The sequence below is a fragment of the Tindallia texcoconensis genome, assembly GCF_055383815.1.
Window position 1 is genome coordinate 2,073,788 of record NZ_AP042431.1, and the last position, 19,660, is coordinate 2,093,447.

The 19,660-nt window shown below is 40.4% G+C and carries 18 protein-coding genes; 15 read left to right on the top strand and 3 right to left on the bottom strand.

Annotation, left to right across the window (positions count from 1 at the left end; all coding sequences use genetic code 11):
- Nucleotides 1-23: 23 nt before the first annotated feature.
- Together ACZ47N_RS09280 and ACZ47N_RS09285 are read left to right on the top strand one after the other, a co-directional pair.
- Nucleotides 24-1,076: a DUF2399 domain-containing protein gene (locus ACZ47N_RS09280; RefSeq protein ID WP_464886273.1), complete on the top strand. Its 1,053-nt coding sequence runs from the start codon at nucleotides 24-26 to the stop codon at nucleotides 1,074-1,076.
- A gap of 14 nt (nucleotides 1,077-1,090) precedes the next feature.
- Nucleotides 1,091-2,668: a hypothetical protein gene (locus ACZ47N_RS09285; RefSeq protein ID WP_464886274.1), complete on the top strand. Its 1,578-nt coding sequence runs from the start codon at nucleotides 1,091-1,093 to the stop codon at nucleotides 2,666-2,668.
- A gap of 68 nt (nucleotides 2,669-2,736) precedes the next feature.
- On the opposite strand, the gene ACZ47N_RS09290 is transcribed toward ACZ47N_RS09285, so the two are convergent.
- A complete protein-coding gene (locus ACZ47N_RS09290; RefSeq protein WP_464886275.1) occupies nucleotides 2,737-4,335 on the bottom strand; it encodes a hypothetical protein in 1,599 nt (532 codons plus the stop codon).
- Nucleotides 4,336-4,622: 287 nt separating this feature from the next.
- On the opposite strand from ACZ47N_RS09290, the gene ACZ47N_RS09295 reads away from it, so the two are divergent.
- The 7 genes from ACZ47N_RS09295 (at nucleotide 4,623) to ACZ47N_RS09325 (ending at nucleotide 9,821) form a co-directional block, all read left to right on the top strand.
- Nucleotides 4,623-5,408 (top strand): DUF6063 family protein, encoded by a 786-nt coding sequence (locus tag ACZ47N_RS09295; RefSeq protein ID WP_464886276.1) that lies wholly within the window; start codon nucleotides 4,623-4,625, stop codon nucleotides 5,406-5,408.
- Nucleotides 5,365-6,084: a hypothetical protein gene (locus ACZ47N_RS09300; protein WP_464886277.1), complete on the top strand. Its 720-nt coding sequence runs from the start codon at nucleotides 5,365-5,367 to the stop codon at nucleotides 6,082-6,084. The genes ACZ47N_RS09295 and ACZ47N_RS09300 overlap by 44 nt, the downstream gene beginning before the upstream one ends.
- Nucleotides 6,081-6,452, top strand: coding sequence for a hypothetical protein (locus tag ACZ47N_RS09305; RefSeq protein WP_464886278.1), 372 nt, complete (start codon nucleotides 6,081-6,083; stop codon nucleotides 6,450-6,452). The genes ACZ47N_RS09300 and ACZ47N_RS09305 overlap by 4 nt, the downstream gene beginning before the upstream one ends.
- A 180-nt stretch (nucleotides 6,453-6,632) precedes the next feature.
- On the top strand, nucleotides 6,633-7,826 hold the full coding sequence (locus tag ACZ47N_RS09310) for an S-layer homology domain-containing protein (RefSeq protein WP_464886279.1): 1,194 nt from the start codon (nucleotides 6,633-6,635) through the stop codon (nucleotides 7,824-7,826).
- A 443-nt stretch (nucleotides 7,827-8,269) separates the two neighbouring features.
- On the top strand, nucleotides 8,270-9,193 hold the full coding sequence (locus tag ACZ47N_RS09315) for a copper amine oxidase N-terminal domain-containing protein (protein WP_464886280.1): 924 nt from the start codon (nucleotides 8,270-8,272) through the stop codon (nucleotides 9,191-9,193).
- Between the two features lie 95 nt (nucleotides 9,194-9,288).
- Nucleotides 9,289-9,510, top strand: coding sequence for a hypothetical protein (locus tag ACZ47N_RS09320; protein WP_464886281.1), 222 nt, complete (start codon nucleotides 9,289-9,291; stop codon nucleotides 9,508-9,510).
- A 131-nt stretch (nucleotides 9,511-9,641) separates the two neighbouring features.
- Nucleotides 9,642-9,821, top strand: coding sequence for a hypothetical protein (locus ACZ47N_RS09325; protein ID WP_464886282.1), 180 nt, complete (start codon nucleotides 9,642-9,644; stop codon nucleotides 9,819-9,821).
- 112 nt (nucleotides 9,822-9,933) lie between these two features.
- Here the strand turns inward: ACZ47N_RS09325 and ACZ47N_RS09330 are convergent, their stop codons facing one another.
- Nucleotides 9,934-10,683 (bottom strand): rolling circle replication-associated protein, encoded by a 750-nt coding sequence (locus ACZ47N_RS09330; RefSeq protein WP_464886283.1) that lies wholly within the window; start codon nucleotides 10,681-10,683, stop codon nucleotides 9,934-9,936.
- A gap of 627 nt (nucleotides 10,684-11,310) precedes the next feature.
- Between ACZ47N_RS09330 and ACZ47N_RS09335 the strand changes: the two genes are divergently transcribed.
- From ACZ47N_RS09335 to ACZ47N_RS09350, 4 genes are all read left to right on the top strand, one after another.
- Nucleotides 11,311-12,738 carry an alanine/glycine:cation symporter family protein gene (locus tag ACZ47N_RS09335; RefSeq protein WP_464886284.1) on the top strand — a complete coding sequence of 476 codons (1,428 nt, stop codon included), beginning with the start codon at nucleotides 11,311-11,313 and terminating at the stop codon, nucleotides 12,736-12,738.
- A 392-nt stretch (nucleotides 12,739-13,130) separates the two neighbouring features.
- A complete protein-coding gene (locus ACZ47N_RS09340; RefSeq protein ID WP_464886285.1) occupies nucleotides 13,131-14,369 on the top strand; it encodes an ATP-binding protein in 1,239 nt (412 codons plus the stop codon).
- 1 nt (nucleotide 14,370) lies between these two features.
- Nucleotides 14,371-15,207: a DNA-binding domain-containing protein gene (locus ACZ47N_RS09345; protein WP_464886286.1), complete on the top strand. Its 837-nt coding sequence runs from the start codon at nucleotides 14,371-14,373 to the stop codon at nucleotides 15,205-15,207.
- A 46-nt stretch (nucleotides 15,208-15,253) separates the two neighbouring features.
- On the top strand, nucleotides 15,254-16,540 hold the full coding sequence (locus ACZ47N_RS09350; protein WP_464886287.1) for a glycine/sarcosine/betaine reductase component B subunit: 1,287 nt from the start codon (nucleotides 15,254-15,256) through the stop codon (nucleotides 16,538-16,540).
- A 38-nt stretch (nucleotides 16,541-16,578) separates the two neighbouring features.
- Here the strand turns inward: ACZ47N_RS09350 and ACZ47N_RS09355 are convergent, their stop codons facing one another.
- Nucleotides 16,579-17,418, bottom strand: a complete 840-nt coding sequence (locus ACZ47N_RS09355) for a hypothetical protein (RefSeq protein WP_464886288.1) — start codon at nucleotides 17,416-17,418, stop codon at nucleotides 16,579-16,581.
- 232 nt (nucleotides 17,419-17,650) lie between these two features.
- On the opposite strand from ACZ47N_RS09355, the gene ACZ47N_RS09360 reads away from it, so the two are divergent.
- Entirely contained in the window at nucleotides 17,651-18,226 is a 576-nt protein-coding gene (locus ACZ47N_RS09360; RefSeq protein ID WP_464888430.1) for an anthranilate synthase component II, read from the top strand.
- A 46-nt stretch (nucleotides 18,227-18,272) separates the two neighbouring features.
- Nucleotides 18,273-19,643: an aminodeoxychorismate synthase component I gene (gene pabB / locus ACZ47N_RS09365; protein ID WP_464886289.1), complete on the top strand. Its 1,371-nt coding sequence runs from the start codon at nucleotides 18,273-18,275 to the stop codon at nucleotides 19,641-19,643.
- Nucleotides 19,644-19,660 lie beyond the last annotated feature (17 nt).

The following is a 19,660-nucleotide window of genomic DNA, read 5'->3' on the forward strand; positions in this document are numbered from 1 at the left end:
TTTGAATCGGAAGGAGAGTCGTTATGAAGTTAAAAGAGCACTATATCAAGCAGCTACAAAAGCACCCATACAAAACCATTGCATTAATTCAGTTGGAACAATGGTGTCCTGTTAGTTTGTCGTATACAGATTTTTCCAGCATGATACGTTTGCTGATGCAAGAAGAGATCTTAGTGGCCATCAAAACCTCAGGAGAAAATGGAAAAAGGCCATCCCTTCCCTATAAATACAGAATTCAGCTTTATAGGATGCAAGCAGAGATTCAGCAACAGATTAAAACTCAAGCCAAGGACTTTCATCCTGCCATGAATCTGAGCCGTTATTATCGTCAGCATGAAAAGGTGTGGAAACGGGATTTACCTATATTACATAAAATAAATGAATATTTGCACCAATATGGAGAGGTCTTTACGGGTCATTCATTGCCAGAGCTTTCTTGGAAGCTAACAGGCAATGAAAAATGGTTGGAAGGTGAAGGTCGGAAAATTTTGGAAGGCATAGGGCTTTGGAAACAAGTAGAAAAGCAGATACAGCCAGATCCTTTAATGATGGCGGTGAATTTTGGCATAGTCTTGGAAAGCACTAAAAACCATGCCGGAAGGATGCTTCATCTAGTGGTAGAAAATAAAAGCATTTATTACAGACTCTTGCCCTATTTAGCCAGCAGCGGAATGACCACATTGATTTATGGCGCTGGGAGAAAGATTGTAGCTGGCCTTTCTCAATTGCCTCGCCAGTTAGGCGTTGAGTCATCAGACGATATTCATCATAAGATTCAATATTTTGGAGATTTGGATTGGGAAGGTATCGCCATTTGGCATGATCTACACAAACGATATGTCCATCAGCCCAATTGGCAGTTGACTCCAGCCATTCCTTTTTATCAGTCTCTGGCTCAGTGTTCCTGGAGTCAGGGAAAAACAAACCAGCGTCAGCAAGAAAAAGCCCTGAAAGCATTTCTTACGCATTTTTCATCCGAAGAAGGAGAGAGGTTTCGCTGGCAACTGGAGTCTGGTTTTTACTGCCCTCAAGAAGCCTTGGAAGAAGGGCTGGAAACTTTGATAAAGAAGGGGTAAAATGGAGTCAACACGTGTTTGAAAGGAAGGACACCATGGAGGCATCTCTTCGGACTATTACAGAGGGCTATGGCGAACGCATGGCTCGATTGGCTCTTTTTGAGCCTTTGATGAATCTGAAAAAGAAAACACGCAAGGACAACCAAGGAGCAGAGATCGATTTTTACGGTCTAGGTCTGCTGACTTTGTTGTTCTTTTTTGAATGCCGATTATTAAGGCAACGGCATACAGGCGTGGCGGAACTGGCCAGATTTCTGAAAGACGTGCAGCGCCAGTTTCCAGAACCGCTGCTGGACTTGGAAGACCCACAGTATGAAAAAATAGCCCGGGAGCTGGTGGAAACCTTTCGTCCTCCTGGAGGCAGAGGATTGCAGGTTTCTTTCTTCAATTATCATACTGGGCAGCAGGAAACTGTCAGCCTTAGTATTCTAAAGGCCGGTGCTTCGGATACGGATGCCAACACCCAATACTACACCTTGGATGAAGATGGTCTTGCTCTGGTTTTTGCCACCCGAGAATATTACGCAGAGTTTCAGATTTCCATCAATCAGTTGGTAATTAGAAAACAGCTGGAAAAAGGTGAGTTTGCCAGTGCTCTACGTCAGATTGACGAAATGCGTATGGCCGTGGAAAAATTGTCGGATAGCATGGTGCGGATCCGCCACGAAGTGAATCGGAACATCGTTTCCGATGACACCTATCGCCGCTATCGATCCTTGGTGGAAGATACCTTTCAGCGGCTAACTCGGGAAAACGAAGAATTTGAAGAACTGCAGGTCTTTGTGATGGAAACACGACGCCGGCTGGATCAGGATATCTCTGCTCGAAAGCATCCCCAGGCCTATGAGAGAATCGGTCGTATCGAGCAAGAACTGGCTTCCGTCCACCACAGCCACCGGCTCCTGCTGCAAGATTGCACCAAACTGAAAAACACGGCGGTGGACGCCTTTTATCAGATGCTTCTTTTTAGTGGGGTGGATTCCTTTAATTTTGATCAGGAAATCACCGCCCGCCTCTTGTCGGTTCCCCTCCCTCTGGAAGCAGCTCGTCAATTGGTAAAGCCATTTTTGCATCTGGAAAAGAGCCAGGTCTGGTCACCTTTGACGGTCTTTGCACCACAACGGATTACCGGCGAAAAGAGCCAGGAAGAAGACCAGGTATTTCTAGCTGCCTCTGGTGGCCGACGGATTTCCAGACGTCAATATGAATTGAAAAAAACATTTGTGCAATGGATGGAACTGTTGCTGGAAGTTAGCATTGATTCAGAAAAAAAGACCCGGCCTCGCCTTTTATCGGAAGCGGTGGCAGTTATGGAACAGCGACAGTCGGAATGCACCGCCAAGCCTTCCTTTTTTGGATTCTGGATCTGGTTGCATCACCAGGCACCCCTAAAGCTATATGCCGAAAGCCCTTCGTCTCAAGAGTCCTTAGAGGAAACCCTATTGGAAAAACCCTTGGCTGAATTGCTGCGTCAGGCAGGGGTCCAGTTATGGCTGGAAGAAACCAGCGAAGTTCTGACCTATGGGAATCGTTTCCAAATACAGGAAATGAAATTGATCTGGGAGGAGGACTATCTGTGGACAGCACAGTAGCTATGTAGCCCACATCCTTGATAGATACTTACGAAAAAAATCTGAATTCAAGGATGTGGGAAGGGTCTTTAAAAAAGAGGACCTATGAATTGATGGGTAATCACTCCAACTAGGAAACTTATCAATCCAAAGAGAGCAGCGGCACTCATTTCGTAGGCAAACCGATGTGTAATATTGTTTTGAAGGAATCCTTGGGTCATTTTATGAAAAATAGATGAGATGAAGCGGATCAGCACTCCAAAGCCTACTAATGCAATGACGGAGGGAATAATAAAAGAAAAAAATCCAAAAGAGTAGCGGCCTATTAATGGGATACTAGTGTATTGCAATGCAAACACTAGCAAATAACTAAACAAACCCATGTTGCTAAAGGCTTTTTTTAACTTCATTTCAATAGAAGCATATTTTTCTGCTATGATTTCGTTGGAATTAGATGTTTCAACTTCTTTTAAACGCAACAAACGGTGATAGGCTAAGGTTTTTTCTTTGCTTTCTAAGAGATGGTCTACCTCCTTAAGGGCTTGACTTAAATAGTCATCAATAGGGCTTTTCTGGTAATAACAAAGAAGTGTTACAGGATCTATCATCAATAAATAGGATTGCTTCTCTAAGGTATACTGCAATTCAACGATTGGCTTTGAGTAATAGGAAGTTTTGATTCTTCGCAATACTTGATTGTATGTGAGATCTATCATGGCTTTTAATTCTTTTTCTACTCTTGTGCAATCAATTTCGAAATCAGTGGAGTGGGTCCGACATCGATCTATGATAGCAGACGTACTAAAATGTGATTCAATAATGGTTTCCTCTATCAACAGGTCCTTCGTTAAACCATTGGATCGTATAGCAGATAGATTTCCATAAGGTGCCAAAGATTCTTCGTATTGAGGCAGGATTACTTTTTGGTTTGCGGTATAGTGTTGTTGCAAGTAATAATAGGCTGCAACACCACCATAGCCATTGCAGCAGCTACAAGTGATAGAGCCACTACCACTACAGGGGTTGCAAGTTACTTCGCCGGACCCATTACACACAGGGCAAATCAAAAAACCGTTTCCACAGTCGCATTCTCCAGAACGACAATGATGACAATCTTCTTTAACATCGACATAATAGATGTCTCTATGCAGGGTGCCTTGGGCATCTCTGTGTTCATCGATTCTTTGTTCGTTACGAATGTTATAACCATAGCCATTACAATTACTACATTTTCCCGTGCCACCACAGAGATTACAGTATACATCTCCTGATCCACCGCAGTTATTACAGGTGTTAGAGCCTTTTCCATTGCAGGTAGAACATTCTTCAGTACCGTGGCCATGACAATTAGAGCAGATTTCAGCCTGTGTGGAATTATCGATGCGATATTCTTGAGAAAAGGATTCAAAGGAGTCTAGTTCATGCAACTTTGAGTCCCACACATTGAAAGTTTCTGGTGAAAAAACTTTATAGGCCTTATTGATTTCTGAAACATCACCTGCATTGACGGATTCCTGCCCTTCTTTTAAGTGACGCTCTTCTTTTAAGGAATCTACCCTTAAGAAGACTAGATTTTTGGTGGAGCTAGATTCTACGGAAATACCCTGAATAATCTCTTTTATTTCTGGCAATTGTTCTCTGTTGGCCCATTGAGTAAGTGCATGTTTAACAATGAGATCTGTATTCATTGAATGCCTCCTATCTTTATTTTGGGAATAGATTTCTAAGTGTTGACCGCATGATTTATTTAGAAAACGCCCTAGAATATATCGAATATTTTAACATTTTGACGTTTTTTTCTCAATGTTATTTTGACACAAAAGCAAAAATCTTTCATTTTAAAAAGGCTATGAAGTAGTTTTTCGTATCAATAGCAAGATAAATAAAGAAACTAGATCAAGCAACGGAAATACTAGCAGATGTAAATAAATGAGGATGGGTTATGAATAGAAATGACAGGGGAGGAAGCTTTTTTATGGATAAAGTAATCATGGATGCATTTCGATTGTTCAGCCACCTGACATTGAAGGGGGAAGCCGGTCGGGAAGAACAGCGCCGATACTTGGCAGAAGAGGATCTAAAAGCCTTGGTGGATGATTTTGCTGAAGAAGTTAGTTCTTTGGTGCTGGTTTCTGGTGAGGGATTGTACCTGGTGCCTAAAACCGTAGAATCTGTGCATCATCTCTCCAACGAAAAAATGAAGGAGCTGTACCTGCCGAAGCGGGCCACCAATGAGGATCTTTACCTGATGTATGTGGCCATTCTGGTGTTTTTTGGACAGTTCTACGACAGCTACCAGACCACAGAGCCAACTAGAGACTTTTTATCCATGGAAGACTGGCTGGACGCCATGAACCAACGATTGGACAGTTTGGCGTCTATGGAAGAAAATCAGCTTAAGTGGCATGAGAAAGATCAACAGATCAACTGGCTGGCGGTGCTTCGCAAATGGGGTGCTCTGGATGACCTGAAGGAGAAGGTGAAAGTACAGGACGCCAAAACCAACAGCCGCATGAGTTTTCTCAACAGCGTCCGTGGATTTCTGTTGGAGCAAAAATTAGTGCTGGATATTGGAAATAAGGAACTGGAAATAACGGAAAAAGCCCGTACCATTGTGCAACGCTATTACATGGACGTGGAATACAATCGAAACCTGCTGGAATTCATGTTCCAGCTCAGCGAAGAAAGAAACCGTCAACAGGAAGGGGGCGAAGCGGATGCCAGCTATCTCGAAGGTGAGAATGACCAACATACAGTTTGAAGGCGGTCATAAACGAATCAACGATGTGCTATACCGTTTCGATGGCCACAACGGTGCCTTGCTGCTGGAAAATGGCGGCGGGAAAACCGTGACGGTGCAAACCATTCTCCAGACGGTATTGCCCCATGTGACGGTTGCTGGTCGAAAAATCCGGGAAACCCTGGTGCTGGATAATACAGCCGCCCACGTGGCGGTGGAATGGATTCTTCAGGATCGGCCCCGGCGCTACGCCTTAACCGCCGTCAGCCTGTATGCCGACGACAGTGGTGTGAAATCTGAAAAATTCGTGGAGGAATACGAAGGTGGTGACCCTCATAGCATTGAGCATCTTCCCTTTGTACGAAAGACCCGAAACAACCAAGAACGGCCAGCGGCCCGCCAGGAAATGCACGATTATTACCTGGAACGGCAGCAAAGCCGAATGACAGCCCGAAGCTTCAATACCCTGCACGAGTACAACGGCTACCTGGAGGAACACTTTGGCATTCGCAAAAAAGAATGGGAATCCATCGTGAAAGTCAACAGCGATGAAGGCGGCGTGGAAGCTTTTTTTGAAAACTGTCGCACCACAGATCAATTGGTGACTCGTCTCCTAATTCCTGCCGTGGAGGATACCCAGCCAGTTGGGAAACCAGCAACCAATGGTCCGGCGGTGAAAAATGGAGCAAAAACATGACGCTTTTCCTTGGGATCCTCAACTATTTGGCAGAAAAAAGCCAAGGCCATTCTGGTGCCTTGGGCCGACGTGCCGTTATTCTGGACAATCCCTTTGGTCAGGCTTCCAGTGACCACGTGCTGGCCCCAGTTTTCTTTGTAGCCCAGCAATTGGGTTTTCAACTGCTGGTGCTGACGGCCCACGGCGAAGCTGCCATGCGGGATGCCTTTCCAGTGGTCTATAGTTGCCGCCTGCGGCTGGCAGAAGACGGCAGCAAACAGATTATGAATACCAGCCAGGACTTGCACACGGCTTACTTTATGGATCGAGACCCCACTGCTTTAGATCGTCTGGGCGGACATCAACAGATTACCCTGGAAGAGTTGTGATGGGGGAGTGACCTCGCGTCTGTCTTTTTCCTCGGGATCGCCCCTGTTACCGCAGGGGCGATTTCTGAAAGGCATTTAGTAATTAATAACAACTATTCCAATTAGCCGTTACATGTATTAAAATAGAAAAGAACGTGTCTATTTCAAAATGAGAATTTAGTCAAAACGGAGGAGAAGAATGTGAAGAAGAAAACTATTATTGGTTTATTTGTTTTAGGCTTGGTGCTAACTTTTAATATCACAGTTTACGCGAATTTCAGTGATATTGGAGGACACTGGGCACAAGAATTTGTTGATGAAATGGTTGAAAGAGATATTATAAGTGGTTATTCGGATGGAACATTCAAACCGGATAATACAATTACCGTAGCAGAATTTTTAGTTGTATCTTTGAAGATGAAGGATGCTAACTTGGGAGAGGGCAGTGGAGAAGCTTGGTATTCAGCCTATGTAGATTATGCAAAAGAAAATGGAGTTATAACGGAAAATGAGATCGATAATTATGATCGAGCAATCACAAGAGAAGAAGCCGCTAAAATAGCTGTTAAAGTTTTGGATCGTGGAATTAAAATAAACAACGTACAATTTACCGATGGAGAAGAAATTGGAAGCACGTTTAAAGGGTATGTATCAAAAGCAAATGAGTTGGGACTACTAACAGGGTATCCTGACGGTTCATTTAAACCATCAAACAGTATTACAAGAGCGGAGTCAAGTGTTGTAATTTCAAAAATGATCGAGGTTGACGAGGGTATCGTTGAAGAAGTTGTAGAGGAAGATATAGAAGAAGAGGATACAGAGGAAGTTGTAGAAGAAGACGTAGAAGAAGATGTAGAAGAAGGTATACAAGAAGTCAATACAAATAATAAGGATGAACTATCTGATTGGGAAAAGAACGCACTGTTCGGCGATTATGAGTGGTCAGAAGAAGAAAGAAGTCACTATTTACCTGTTAATATACATGAGGTTGTGAAGACAAACATCGGAGATGATTTTATAGAGCCTGAGATTGTAACTTACTTCAATACATTCGAATGGAACGGTAGACATCTTGGGACATTATTAGCAAATATAATGGATTATAAAAATTCAGGTGAACCTTACGAATTACGAGCAAGATTTATAACTCCAGATATTGCGAATATAAGACAAATGCCAATTCCTGGAGCAGAGCCACGGAGAGTGGATGGTTGGAGAAACATGATAGATGAAAATGATAGTGGTAATATAGTTACACTTCCAAGGACAGATGGAATCCGTGGAGGCGGGGTTGATTTCCATTATGAGGTAACCATAAGAAAAGGTAATCAAGAATATAAAATCATTTATAAAGATACATTTCCTTACAAGCCTTTAAATCCACACATGAGATAAAACAAAATCAATTATAGGGAACAAAATATAAAGCGCATAAAAACACTGGATTTGCAGGGATCCAGTGTTTTTATGCTTAAGTATAAGCGTAATTTATAAGTTAAATATAGATAAATTAACGTGAGGGGTTGAGTTTATGAAGAATACACATTCATCGAAAACATCCACGCACCTGAGTACGATCATATAGACGAAATGGGCGACGTAGTAACAATAAGTAGAGATTCAGACGGAAAACTTCAAAGTATCACTTTTCAGGTATCGTCAACTGGTGGGCATAGTGCGAGGACGTATAGGACAGAGAAATTCTGATTCATATACTACATAAAGATTGTAGCTCGTTGAGATTTGATAAGTTTGAAATAATAAAACATCAGCGTTGATTTGGATGTTGATATGAAGTATAGATAAAATTACAACCTGATCATGGAGGGGGACTTCAAATGAGCAAAAGATTTATGGGAGTTAAGAAAGTAGTAATACCAATGATGGTGATGTGTGTCCTATTGTTACAGGGAGGAATTTACAACGTATCAGCAAATGATTTAACAAACTACAGCGGCTCAACAGCGGTAGTGGAACAAATGCAAGTCAGTGAAGAAAACGTTGCATATAATTCAGCATTAGGCGTTGTTGATGGTGGGGTTTACGTAGATGGAACGAAGTTAGATTTCAGAGGCGTAGAACCATTCATCAGAGATGGAAGAACACTCGTACCAATCGCAGTTATTGCAAGAGAACTTGGAGCGGAAGTAGAATGGAATCCAGAAAATAGAATCGTAGGTTTTGAGAAAGACGGAGATATTATACTATTACAAATCGGAAGTAGGCAAGTAACAGTAAATGGACAGAGACAACAAATAGAAGTACCAGCAGAAATCAATGATAGTAGAACCTACGTACCATTAAGGTTTGTCAGTGAACAATTAAAAGCAAGAGTCGAATGGGAGAATGATACAAGAACGATTCGAATTTATACTGATGGTGAGGAAGAAACTGAGGTACCGCCTGTGGTAGAGGGTGAAGAATTGAGTGTTGAAGAAAGCAAGAGGCTTTATGAAGAGCATTTTGATGTGATCAACAACAGCGGAGTTTATAAAAATCCAGGGGCTATTGATGAAAGTATACGTATAGAGGTAGTAAATTTCATTCAAAGCAATTCAGAATACACAGCTAAAGTCGCTCAAGGAGCAGTTGTACAACTATTAAACGGAAGATATTCAACGTATGGAATTGCAGAAAGAAACAACAATGGCAAAATAGAGCAAGCAGACGCTGTTTTCACAGTATCTGATGGATATCATGCAGGAGAAGGACATAATGGTTTTGTAAGCGTTAACAGTACAATATTATCTGATTGGAGATAGAGTAACACCAATAATGGAGGTGAGTACAAATAATGGTTAAAACAAAACACAGAATAAGTAGTTTATTATTATCGACAATAATAATAATTGTATTAATGGCAATTTCTGTATCAGCAGTACATGATCATATAGGTTTTGATGACGATGATGAATACCAATTCATCGAAAACATCCATGCACCTGAGTACGATCATGTAGACAAAATGGGCGATACAGTAACAATACGACGCGAGGGTGGCAAACTTCAAAGTATCACTTTTCAGGTATCGTCAACTGGTGGGCATAGTGCGAGGACGTATAGGACAGAGAAATTCTGATTCATATACTACATAAAGATTGTAGCTCGTTGAGATTTGATAAGTTTGAAATAATAAAACATCAGCGTTGATTTGGATGTTGATATGAAGTATAGATAAAATTACAACCTGATCATGGAGGGGGACTTCAAATGAGCAAAAGATTTATGGGAGTTAAGAAAGTAGTAATACCAATGATGGTGATGTGTGTCCTATTGTTACAGGGAGGAATTTACAACGTATCAGCAAATGATTTAACAAACTACAGCGGCTCAACAGCGGTAGTGGAACAAATGCAAGTCAGTGAAAAAAATGTTGGGAGTGGACTGTAAACCACTCCCAGAAGATGATTAAAGAGAATAAAGGTTGGTTTTTTAGGATTGATAGCTTTATTGATGTGAGATTTTCGCCTGATTCACATGGTTATAATAAATTAATAAAACATCATTTTCTTACAGCCAATCCAGCAACAGGGTGCTTTGGATGTGGAAAATTATATTTTGCATAGGTGAAATGACCAATATATTCATTCTCTCCAGAATATAAATAGCTGGGTTTCAGATACTTAAGTTCATGGTGGTTTTTTTGAAATTGTTCAGCCTCTTCTTCAATCCAAGATCGTGCCACTTGATGTCGTACGAGACCTCTGGAACAGAAGTATACTTTTTTTCCCTTAAGAGCAGGTTGGTACTGCGAAAATTGTTTTGTGAGATACCGCGTCAGTTTTTCTAGGTTATAAACTTGCTGAATATTGACCGCACCACATTTCCAAAGAGATAGAAGTTCTGAATGGTCTATATGTGGAAGGTTGCAGATTATATGATAATGCCAGCGAGAAGTGTTTTCATGATTAGCGATTTCCATGATGGAGACATATCGGTAGTGATGATAACGATATTGAATACGTTTGATGAAGTTTTTGAAGGGGCGATGGTCGATTGATGGAGGAAGGCATTCCTCCGAAAAAGTAAGCGTGATAAAGCGACTGGTAGCCTTATCAAAATTATTTTCAAGTAATTCCTGGATAGTCTGTCTTCTAATTCTTTGTCGTTGTTCATAGTTTTCTTGGTGATAAACTCCCGTGGTGATGCCTTTTGAAGGTTGATAGCCACCTTGCTCAGGTGGATGACTCATATGCGAATAAGTCATCGAGGTGGCTGAAATACGACCGTGTTTGAGTTTCATTAAAGACATAGTAAAATCCCTCCATTAGTAACCAACTGGTTTGTTTAACCAGTTATATGAAGGGAGATTGTTTCGAAGTCGTCATTTTAAATTTGTAAGGATGTCTCATTTTTAAAAAAGATCCACTTTCGGGTTTGGAAGTATGCTGTGATTTGACAGTGTAGTGTATTTAAATTGGAAAACCATTGAAAAGACGCGTGAAAATGGACTGTATGCGTATATACTCATGCTCTATGCAAAGTATTGTATATTGAAATAAAAATGACATAGTATTGTTATCCGGAAGTTGGGAGATAGAGGTGGTCAAAAGACGAATATTTTTACTAGCGTTGAGCTAGGAAACAAAAGTTTTTTGCTTCATGTCCAAATCGATTAAGGGTTAAAGAGTATTCATCACCTTGAGTAGTGTTTTTGAATCAACACCTTTGCGAATGCTGTTATTCCTGCATATTTACCTTGGTATTCAAATAGACTCTGCTTGAAAACCATATGGTTGTCCTACGTCTGGCTGAATTGATCATATATTGTAAAAATAAAGAGAAATGGAAATTTTTTACGAGTCATTTGATACGTAATGAAGTTTGATGAAGTCCGTGTTTTATCCTGTACCTGAGCAAAAAAAAGGGAGGATAAAATATGCTTTTATTTCAAAGTTTTGTTGCGAAAGGTGCAGAATTGGCCTGGGGTTCCTTTACTATCATTCTGCTAGTAGGGACAGGTATTTATCTTAGTATTGGTACCAGGTTTGTGCAGTTTCGTAAAATTGGTACAGCAGTAAAATCACTTTTTCAGAAGAATGATCATCAAGAAGGAGACATCAGTTCCTTTCAAGCACTTACGACCTCTTTGGCAGCCACCATTGGAACAGGCAATATTGTCGGTGTATCTTCAGCTATTGTTTATGGAGGCCCAGGAGCCGTTTTTTGGATGTGGGTCAGTGGCACCATCGGTGGAGCAACTCGTTTTGCCGAGGCATTGCTAGCGGTTAAATATCGTGTGACCAATGAAAGCGGAGAAAAATCAGGTGGACCGATGTATTATATTGAACATGGAATGAAAGAACGTTATGGGATAAACATGGCTTGGTTGGGAGCCTCATTTGCTTTCTTTGGATTTTTGGCTTCTTTTGGTACTGGAAATATGGCTCAAGCCAACTCAGTTGCCCAATCCTTGCAAGTCACTTTTGGAATAAATACGATTATCTCTGGTGTTATTATGGCAGTTTTATCCGGATGTGTTATTTTAGGAGGGGTAAAGAACATAGGGAAAGTCACGGAAAAAATGGTGCCAACCATGGCATTCATCTATATTGCTGGATCCCTCGTGGCAATTATATCCAACTATCAGCTTATTCCATATGTGTTTAATTTAATTCTTGCAAACGCTTTCACTGGTGCTGCAGTTGGTGGTGGGGTACTCGGAACCGTTTTGCGGATGGGCATCGCTCGCGGTGTTTTCTCCAACGAAGCAGGGCTTGGTAGTGCGCCTATTGCCCACGCTGCTTCTAAAAATGAAAATCCCGTTACAGAAGGAATTACAGCATCTCTCAGTACTTTTATTGCCACTTTAGTGGTATGTTCAATGACCGCATTTGTCATTTTAATTTCACCTTTAGTAGTAATGAATGATGCTGGTGCTATGGTGATTGAAGAAAGCCTAAGAGGGGCAGCACTCACCACAGTAGCCTTTGATACATTATTGCCTGGTGTGGGCGGGTATATTGTGTCCCTAGGCTTGATATTCTTTGCTTTTTCTACAATTATAGGTTGGTATTATTATGGAGTGAAATGTGCAGAATATATTGGAGGCCTTAAAATCACTAAGTTTTATACATGGGCATGGATTATTCTAGTGTTTGTAGGTGCGGTGATTCCATTGGAAATTGTTTGGGGGCTGTCGGATATGTTTAATGGATTAATGGCTCTTCCCAACTTAGTAGGGCTAATTGGATTAAGTCCCATTGTCTTTGCAATGCTTAAGGAATACGACGAAAAAGAGGCACTTCGATCTCCGCATATCAAGCCAGTGCCAAGAAAGCAAAAGGAAGGGGTACATCAGAGTTAAATTCACTGATTTTCCTAACACCGTTGAACTAAGGAATTGGTCATAAAAATCCTTAGAAGAAGTTTTGACGTATAAGAAGCCCTAAACATTAGTTTTTTTCTAGTGTTTAGGGCTTTGTGTTATAGTTGAAAAACATCCTATAGTCATGGGTTTCTCATCATAAAATAGGTCTTGGTCATTCATTGAAGAGTTGCAAGCAAAAAATGCCAGACTTTGGTAAAATAAAAGACAAGATCCTAAGAATTTTGAGAAAAAGGATGGATTCATCGTGATACACTAGAGAGAAGAGAATGACCGGCAGAAGAGATTTTGGAAGGAAGATAGGATGTTGTTGGCATGGCCTTGAAGATCTTAACAACCAATTTTACAAATGTAACGTAAGAGGTGATCAATTGAAACGGGTAAAAAAAATGCTGTTTGTAGCACTGCTGATTGGAGTTGCTTCTCAGTTTTATATTAACTTTTATATTTCGAACTTTAAACTTTCCTTTGCCGCTATCTTGTTTCCTGTTTTTTTATACCTGTATGATGAAATAAACCCTCTATTCCTTGGTCTGGCATCCAGTATTTCCTTTTTTGCATTTCGATTGGTGGCAGGTCAACAGGTAGTAGATATTTTTCCGGAAATGACATTCTATTTGTTATATGGCTTCATTTTTTTCCTCGCCCAAAAAACAAAAAAAACAATGCAAATAGATGAGCTATTTTCATTAATCTTGTTCTCAGATTTTTTTGGAAATGTATTAGAAGTGTACCTGCGGATTGGGAATCCATTCTTTACGGAAAATGTATTTATTTTACGAGGGCTTGCTATGGCGGCTTTGATACGGGCCAGCATTGCCATTCTCTTGATTGTTGGGCAAAAACATTATCGAATGTTTCTGATTCGCGAAGAACACGAAAAACGGTATAAAAAACTGCTTTGGTTTACGGTTCGGCTTAAAACAGAAGTATACTGGATGGAAAAAAATATGGACCATATTGAAAAAGTAATGAGCAATACCTATGATCTTTTTACGAAAATTTCAGAAGAAAAAGAACCAGACACCTGGGAAAATCAAGCATTAGATATTTGCAAAAATATCCATGAGATAAAAAAAGAATCATTGGTGGTGGTACGAGGCATGGAAAGTGTACTAAAAAATCAAATGGTAGATCCAGGCATGAATTTTCATGAACTCCTTCAAATATTAAAAGAAAGTATGGAGATTCAAGTACAAGAAACAAATAAAAAAATTAGGTTGGAATTTACATATCAGGATGATTTTTATACAAAGCATCATTATTATTTAATGTCGCTCTTTAGAAATTTAATTACCAATGCCATAGAAGCAATTTCCAAGCAGGGACGTATTGATTTTTCTCATCGGAAAACAGGAGGCTTTCACTATTTTTCCTTTCAGGATAATGGTTCTGGTATTTCGGAAGAAGATCGCCCGCATATTTTTAATCCAGGTTTTTCATCAAAAATTGATTATAGGACAGGGGAAGTTAATCGTGGATTAGGCCTTAGTCTTGTAAAGAATATTGTGGTAGACTGCTTGAAAGGTTCCATAACAGTGAATTCTAAAGAAAGTCAGGGGACCTGTTTTGAAATTGCTATTCCTGTTGAACAACTGGAGGGAGAATAAAATGAGAATATTTCTTTTAGATGATGATATTCATGTAGTACGCATCTTAAAAAAAATTATTCAAGATTGTCACCTAGGAACCATCATAGCTACCTCTACCTCTGCTCAGCAAGGGATAGAGGCCATTTACCAGACCCAACCAGATTTAGTGTTAATTGATTTATTGATGCCAGAGAAAGATGGCTTGTCTATTGTTAAAGAAGTGAAGACAAAATATCCGGAAATGGAATTTATCATGATTTCTCAAGTATCGGCAAAAGAAATGGTGGGGAAAGCATACTCCTATGGGGTGGAATACTTCATTCATAAGCCTGTGAATGCCCTGGAAGTAGAAAATATTCTTCTTAAAGTCAAGGAGCGAATGGAAATTTCTAAAACCATTAAAAAAATCCAATCGATTATGGTTCAAAAACCCTCAGTCCATAGTGCCCAAGAGGACCAAGTATGCATAAAACCTTTAGAAAATGTGCTGATTCAGCTAGGGGTTATGGGAGAAAAAGGAAGTCAGGATATCATACGAATTTGCCAGTATTGTTTAGAAAACAAAATAGATTTATCGAATTTGACTTTACGGGAACTATGTCAAAAAGTTTCGTCGAAGCCAAAGTCTATGGAACAGCGAATGAGGCGTACAGCCTCCTTGGCTATGTCAAACATTGCTCATTTAGGGATTGAAGATTATATGAATGAAACCTTTGTTGAATTTTCCAGCACGCTATTTTATTTTGAACAGATTCGAAAAAGAATGGATTATATCCGTAAAAAATCCAATAAAGACGGAATCGTCAACATTAAAAAATTCATTGCAAATTTAATTGTTTACTGCGAAAATAAGTAACAAAACAGGAAGAAAAGCTAGGAAAAAGGTTTAAAGGAGGATAATGATGAAGTTGATTTTGGAAAAAGTACTAGTAGAGGATTTGGTTTTCAGCGAAAGTACCAGGATGAGAGGCACCACCTTGATGGTGAATAAAGAGGAAATTATCGGTAAAATCAAGGAAGATGAACGCATTGCCAGCGTCACCATGGATATTGTAAAGCCAGGGGAATTGGTTCGTATATTCTCTGTAAGAGATGTTATGGAGCCTCGGGTAAAAGTCGAAGGTGAAGGAACTGTGTTTCCGGGTTTGGTAGGCAGTGGGAACCAAGTGGGGGAAGGTGTTACCAAAGTATTTAAAGGTTCTGCCGTAGTAATCACGGAAAAAAAGCTTGATGCCAAGACAGGTATTATAGACATGTCTGGTCCGGGAGCAGCCTATACACCATTCTCTAAAACCAATAACCTTGTATTAGACTGTGATCCGATTTCTGGTTTAGAAAGCTCCCAATATGAAGAAGCCTTACGGTTGGCGGGTCTAAAAATTGCTCAGTATATCGGTGAAGCATGTCAGAAGGCGATAGGACAGGAAAAAGTCGTCTATGAAACCCTTTCCATAGAAAAACAGGAGAAACAATATCCAGAATTGCCTAAGGTAGGTTATGTCTACATGCTTCAAAGCCAGGGGCTTTTACAGGATACCTATGTCTATGGTGAGAACGTCAAAGAACGACCCCCTACCTATATTTATCCAACAGAAGTGATGGACGGGGCAATTGTCAGCAGCAATATCACCATCCCCTGTGATAAGAATACCACGTATCATCACTTGAATAATCCCATTATAGAAGATTTATATGATCGACATGGCAAAGATCTTAATTTTTGTGGAGTAATCATCACCAATATGAACGTAACGTTGAAAGACAAAATCTCTGCCTCTGATGATACGGCAAAATTGGTAGAAGAATGTGGATTTGACGGTGTCATCATTTCAAAAGAAGAGTACGGCAACACGGATGCTGATTTAATGATGAATTGCAGGAAAATTGAAGCAAAGGGGATCAAAACAGTGCTTGTAACAGACGAATATGCAGGCCGGGATGGGTCTTCTCAATCCTTGGCAGACGCAGACCCTCAAGCAGATGCAGTGGTGTCCACTGGGAATGCCAACGAAACCATCATACTACCCTCTATGGAGAAAGTGATTGGGAGCATCCAATCAGAGGATCCGACTGCCAGTGACATCGAAAGTGAAAATACTTGTAAGAATAGCATTGAAGTTGAAATCAATGCCATTATGGGGGCTACCAATGAATTAGGCTTTAATAAAATGAGGGCTATTGGATTATAAACGCCCATGTTTTTTTATTGCGGATCACGCGGCCGTCTTTAGCTAGGGAAATCTTGTTTGTAAAGAAGATCTTTTTGGAGCATATCATAATAAGATGTGCATCCATGGGCAAGAAGCTCATGAACGATAGGCACGTGAGGGTGGATCTCTTTAAGGGTTTTGACTTGATGGCTGAGGTCAATTTCACTAGACCATAACGGCAAATGGTCGGTTTTTTTGTCTTTATAATTTCCAAAACCGTGAATATGGCCGATCAGTACTTTTTCCAAAAAGAACGGAGGGGGTAAGTCGCTGGATTCATCGTTTCGGAAATCATGCACCATATCCCAGCAAATGCCTAAATTAGAGGCCTGGAATTCATAGACCAGCTCTTCAACCTCTATTCTTCGGCTGCCGAATTGGTTTGTAGAGTGGTGAAGTGTTTCAATGGCTAAGGCAAAGGGCATCTTAACCTGTGTAAAAAGATTCAAAGCAAAATCACAAAAGTAGCGGGTTGTCTCCTTTGCAAGAGAGGAAGTGCCAGGGATTTGTTTGGCGCCATGAAAGGTAATAATAGGAGTGTAATCCATGGCAGCGGATTCATGAAGCCTTAAAAGTTGATAGAAAAATGCTTCGTAGTTCTTTTGGATGTCACTATTTACCAGCCATTGTTCAATGGCGAATTCATTTTTAGAGATAAAATCTGGAACATGATAGTTAAAAAACATCTTGTGGGAGGAAAAGTAGGTTAGAAAATCGCGGTACTGTACCATGGGCAAAAGGGCTTCGTGGACAGCAACTTCAAAACCCCTGAGACCAGAACCTACCATCCATTCTTTAAAGGTTTCTGGAGAAATAGATTCAAAAATGCCTTCTTCAAAAGTAATATAATTAAACATAAAGTCGTCTCCTTTCACAGCAAGCAGTAGTGCGGGGAACTACCATTTTTTCATTCATCTGGTTGACGCTGTGCAAAAACAAAGGGTATAATCGAGGCATTGAGATGGATGCAAAATTTGAAATAGTGACAAATTAAGATATGTTCAATGATACAATACTTTATGCGAAGAAACTACTCTGATTTTCCAGAGCAAGTGAAGAGAAAAATTGGGAGGCGATTATTTGATTTTAATGATAGATAACTACGATTCCTTTGTATATAACTTGGTGCACTATTTAATGCGATTGGGAGAGACCGTAAAAGTGGTTCGGAATGATGCCATTTGTATTGAAGAAATTGAAAGCATGAATCCAGAAGTTATTGTTATTTCCCCGGGTCCTTGTACACCCAATGAGGCAAGAATAAGTAAAACTGTGGTGGAAGAATTGAAAGGCACGTATCCGATACTAGGGATTTGCTTAGGCCACCAGACCATAGGGCAGGTTTTTGGTGGAAAGGTGATACAAGCCTTGGAGCCAGTTCATGGAAAGGTTCACCCTGTCAAGCATGATGGGAAAGGCGTGTTTAAGGGGTTAAAGAATCCTTTAAACGTGACACGATACCATTCCCTAATTATAGAAAAAGAAAGTCTGCCGACATGCCTTTCCGTAACGGCAACTACAGAAGATGGGCAAATCATGGGCTTGAGACATAAGGAATACATGATGGAAGGGGTTCAGTTTCATCCTGAAGCCATTCTTACGGAACAAGGGCTGGAATTACTAGATAATTTCATACAAGAAGCTAAAAACAGGAAGCAACAATGAAATCCAGAGGTTGAACAGAATATAACAGGAACAGGTAGGTGAAAGAATGATCATTAGAGAGATTGAGACAGCCCTAGACAGTTTTGGTATATTCACCGCTTTCAAAGACGGACCCTATGCCTTTTTTTTAGATAGTGGGATGAACAAAGGCGGACTGGGGAGATACTCTTTTATTGGGAATAATCCGTTTAAAATCTTTAAGGCTAAAAATGGGAAGCTAAGCTGGATTGAAAAGGAACACACCAAGGAGGAGAATGGGAATCCTTTTAAAGCATTAAAAGAGCTTTATCACCAGTATCATCATCCTTATCACAGCTTTTTGCCGTTTATTGGCGGCATGGTAGGTTTTTTTGGCTATGATTTATGCCATCATATCGAAAAGTTTAATCCTACCACCATAGACGATGTAGAGATACCAGATTTATATCTGGGATTTTATGATGGCGCTGTGGTCATTGATCATGAAGCGGAAAAGGTGTACATAACCGATGCAGGTGTTCGAGAAGGAGCAGAAGAAAGGGTTAGACATTTACATGAAATCATAAAAGAGTTTGAGAAAAACCCTAAACCAGTAAACCCTCAGTTCAAGGAAGAACCAGTATCCTTTGAACAAAACTTGACAAAAGACCAGTATAAAAAAGCCATTAACGATGTAAAAGCCTATATTCAGGCCGGAGACATTTATCAAGCCAATATGACCCGACGGTTTAAAGCCCCTCTTCGAGACGAGCCAATTGAACTGTATAAAAAACTGCGGGATATCAATCCAGCCCCCTTTGCCAGCTTCATCGACTTTGGAGAAGGGCATATCGTTTCATCTTCACCAGAACGATTTATTAGTTTGCGTAAGGGGATCATCGAGACCAGACCCATCAAAGGTACTTGTCCAAGAGGAAAAAACGAAGAAGAGGATAAGGCCCATTATGAAGCACTGTTACGATCGGAAAAGGATCGCTCTGAGCTGTTAATGATTGTAGATTTGGAACGAAATGATCTGAGTAAAATTGCTAAGGTAGGGACAGTAGAGGTGCCAGAACTTTTTGTGATAGAGAAATATGCAACCGTATTTCATCTGGTAGCCACCGTGCGAGCAGAACTTGAAGAAAATAAAGACCCAATAGATTGTTTAATGGCAACTTTCCCAGGCGGTTCTATTACAGGAGCTCCTAAAATAAGAGCCATGGAAGTCATCGATGAATTAGAGCCAACACAGCGGAATATTTACACAGGCTCCATTGGTTATATTGGTTTTAATGGAGAGATGGATTTGAACATTGTCATTAGAACCATTGTATGCAAAGAAAATACGGCTTATTTTCAAGTGGGGGGCGGTATCGTATGGGATTCGGATGCAGAAAGCGAATACCAGGAATCGATGGACAAAGCCAAAGCCTTGATGGAAGCCCTTAGATACTGAAGACTTCATAGCGAATG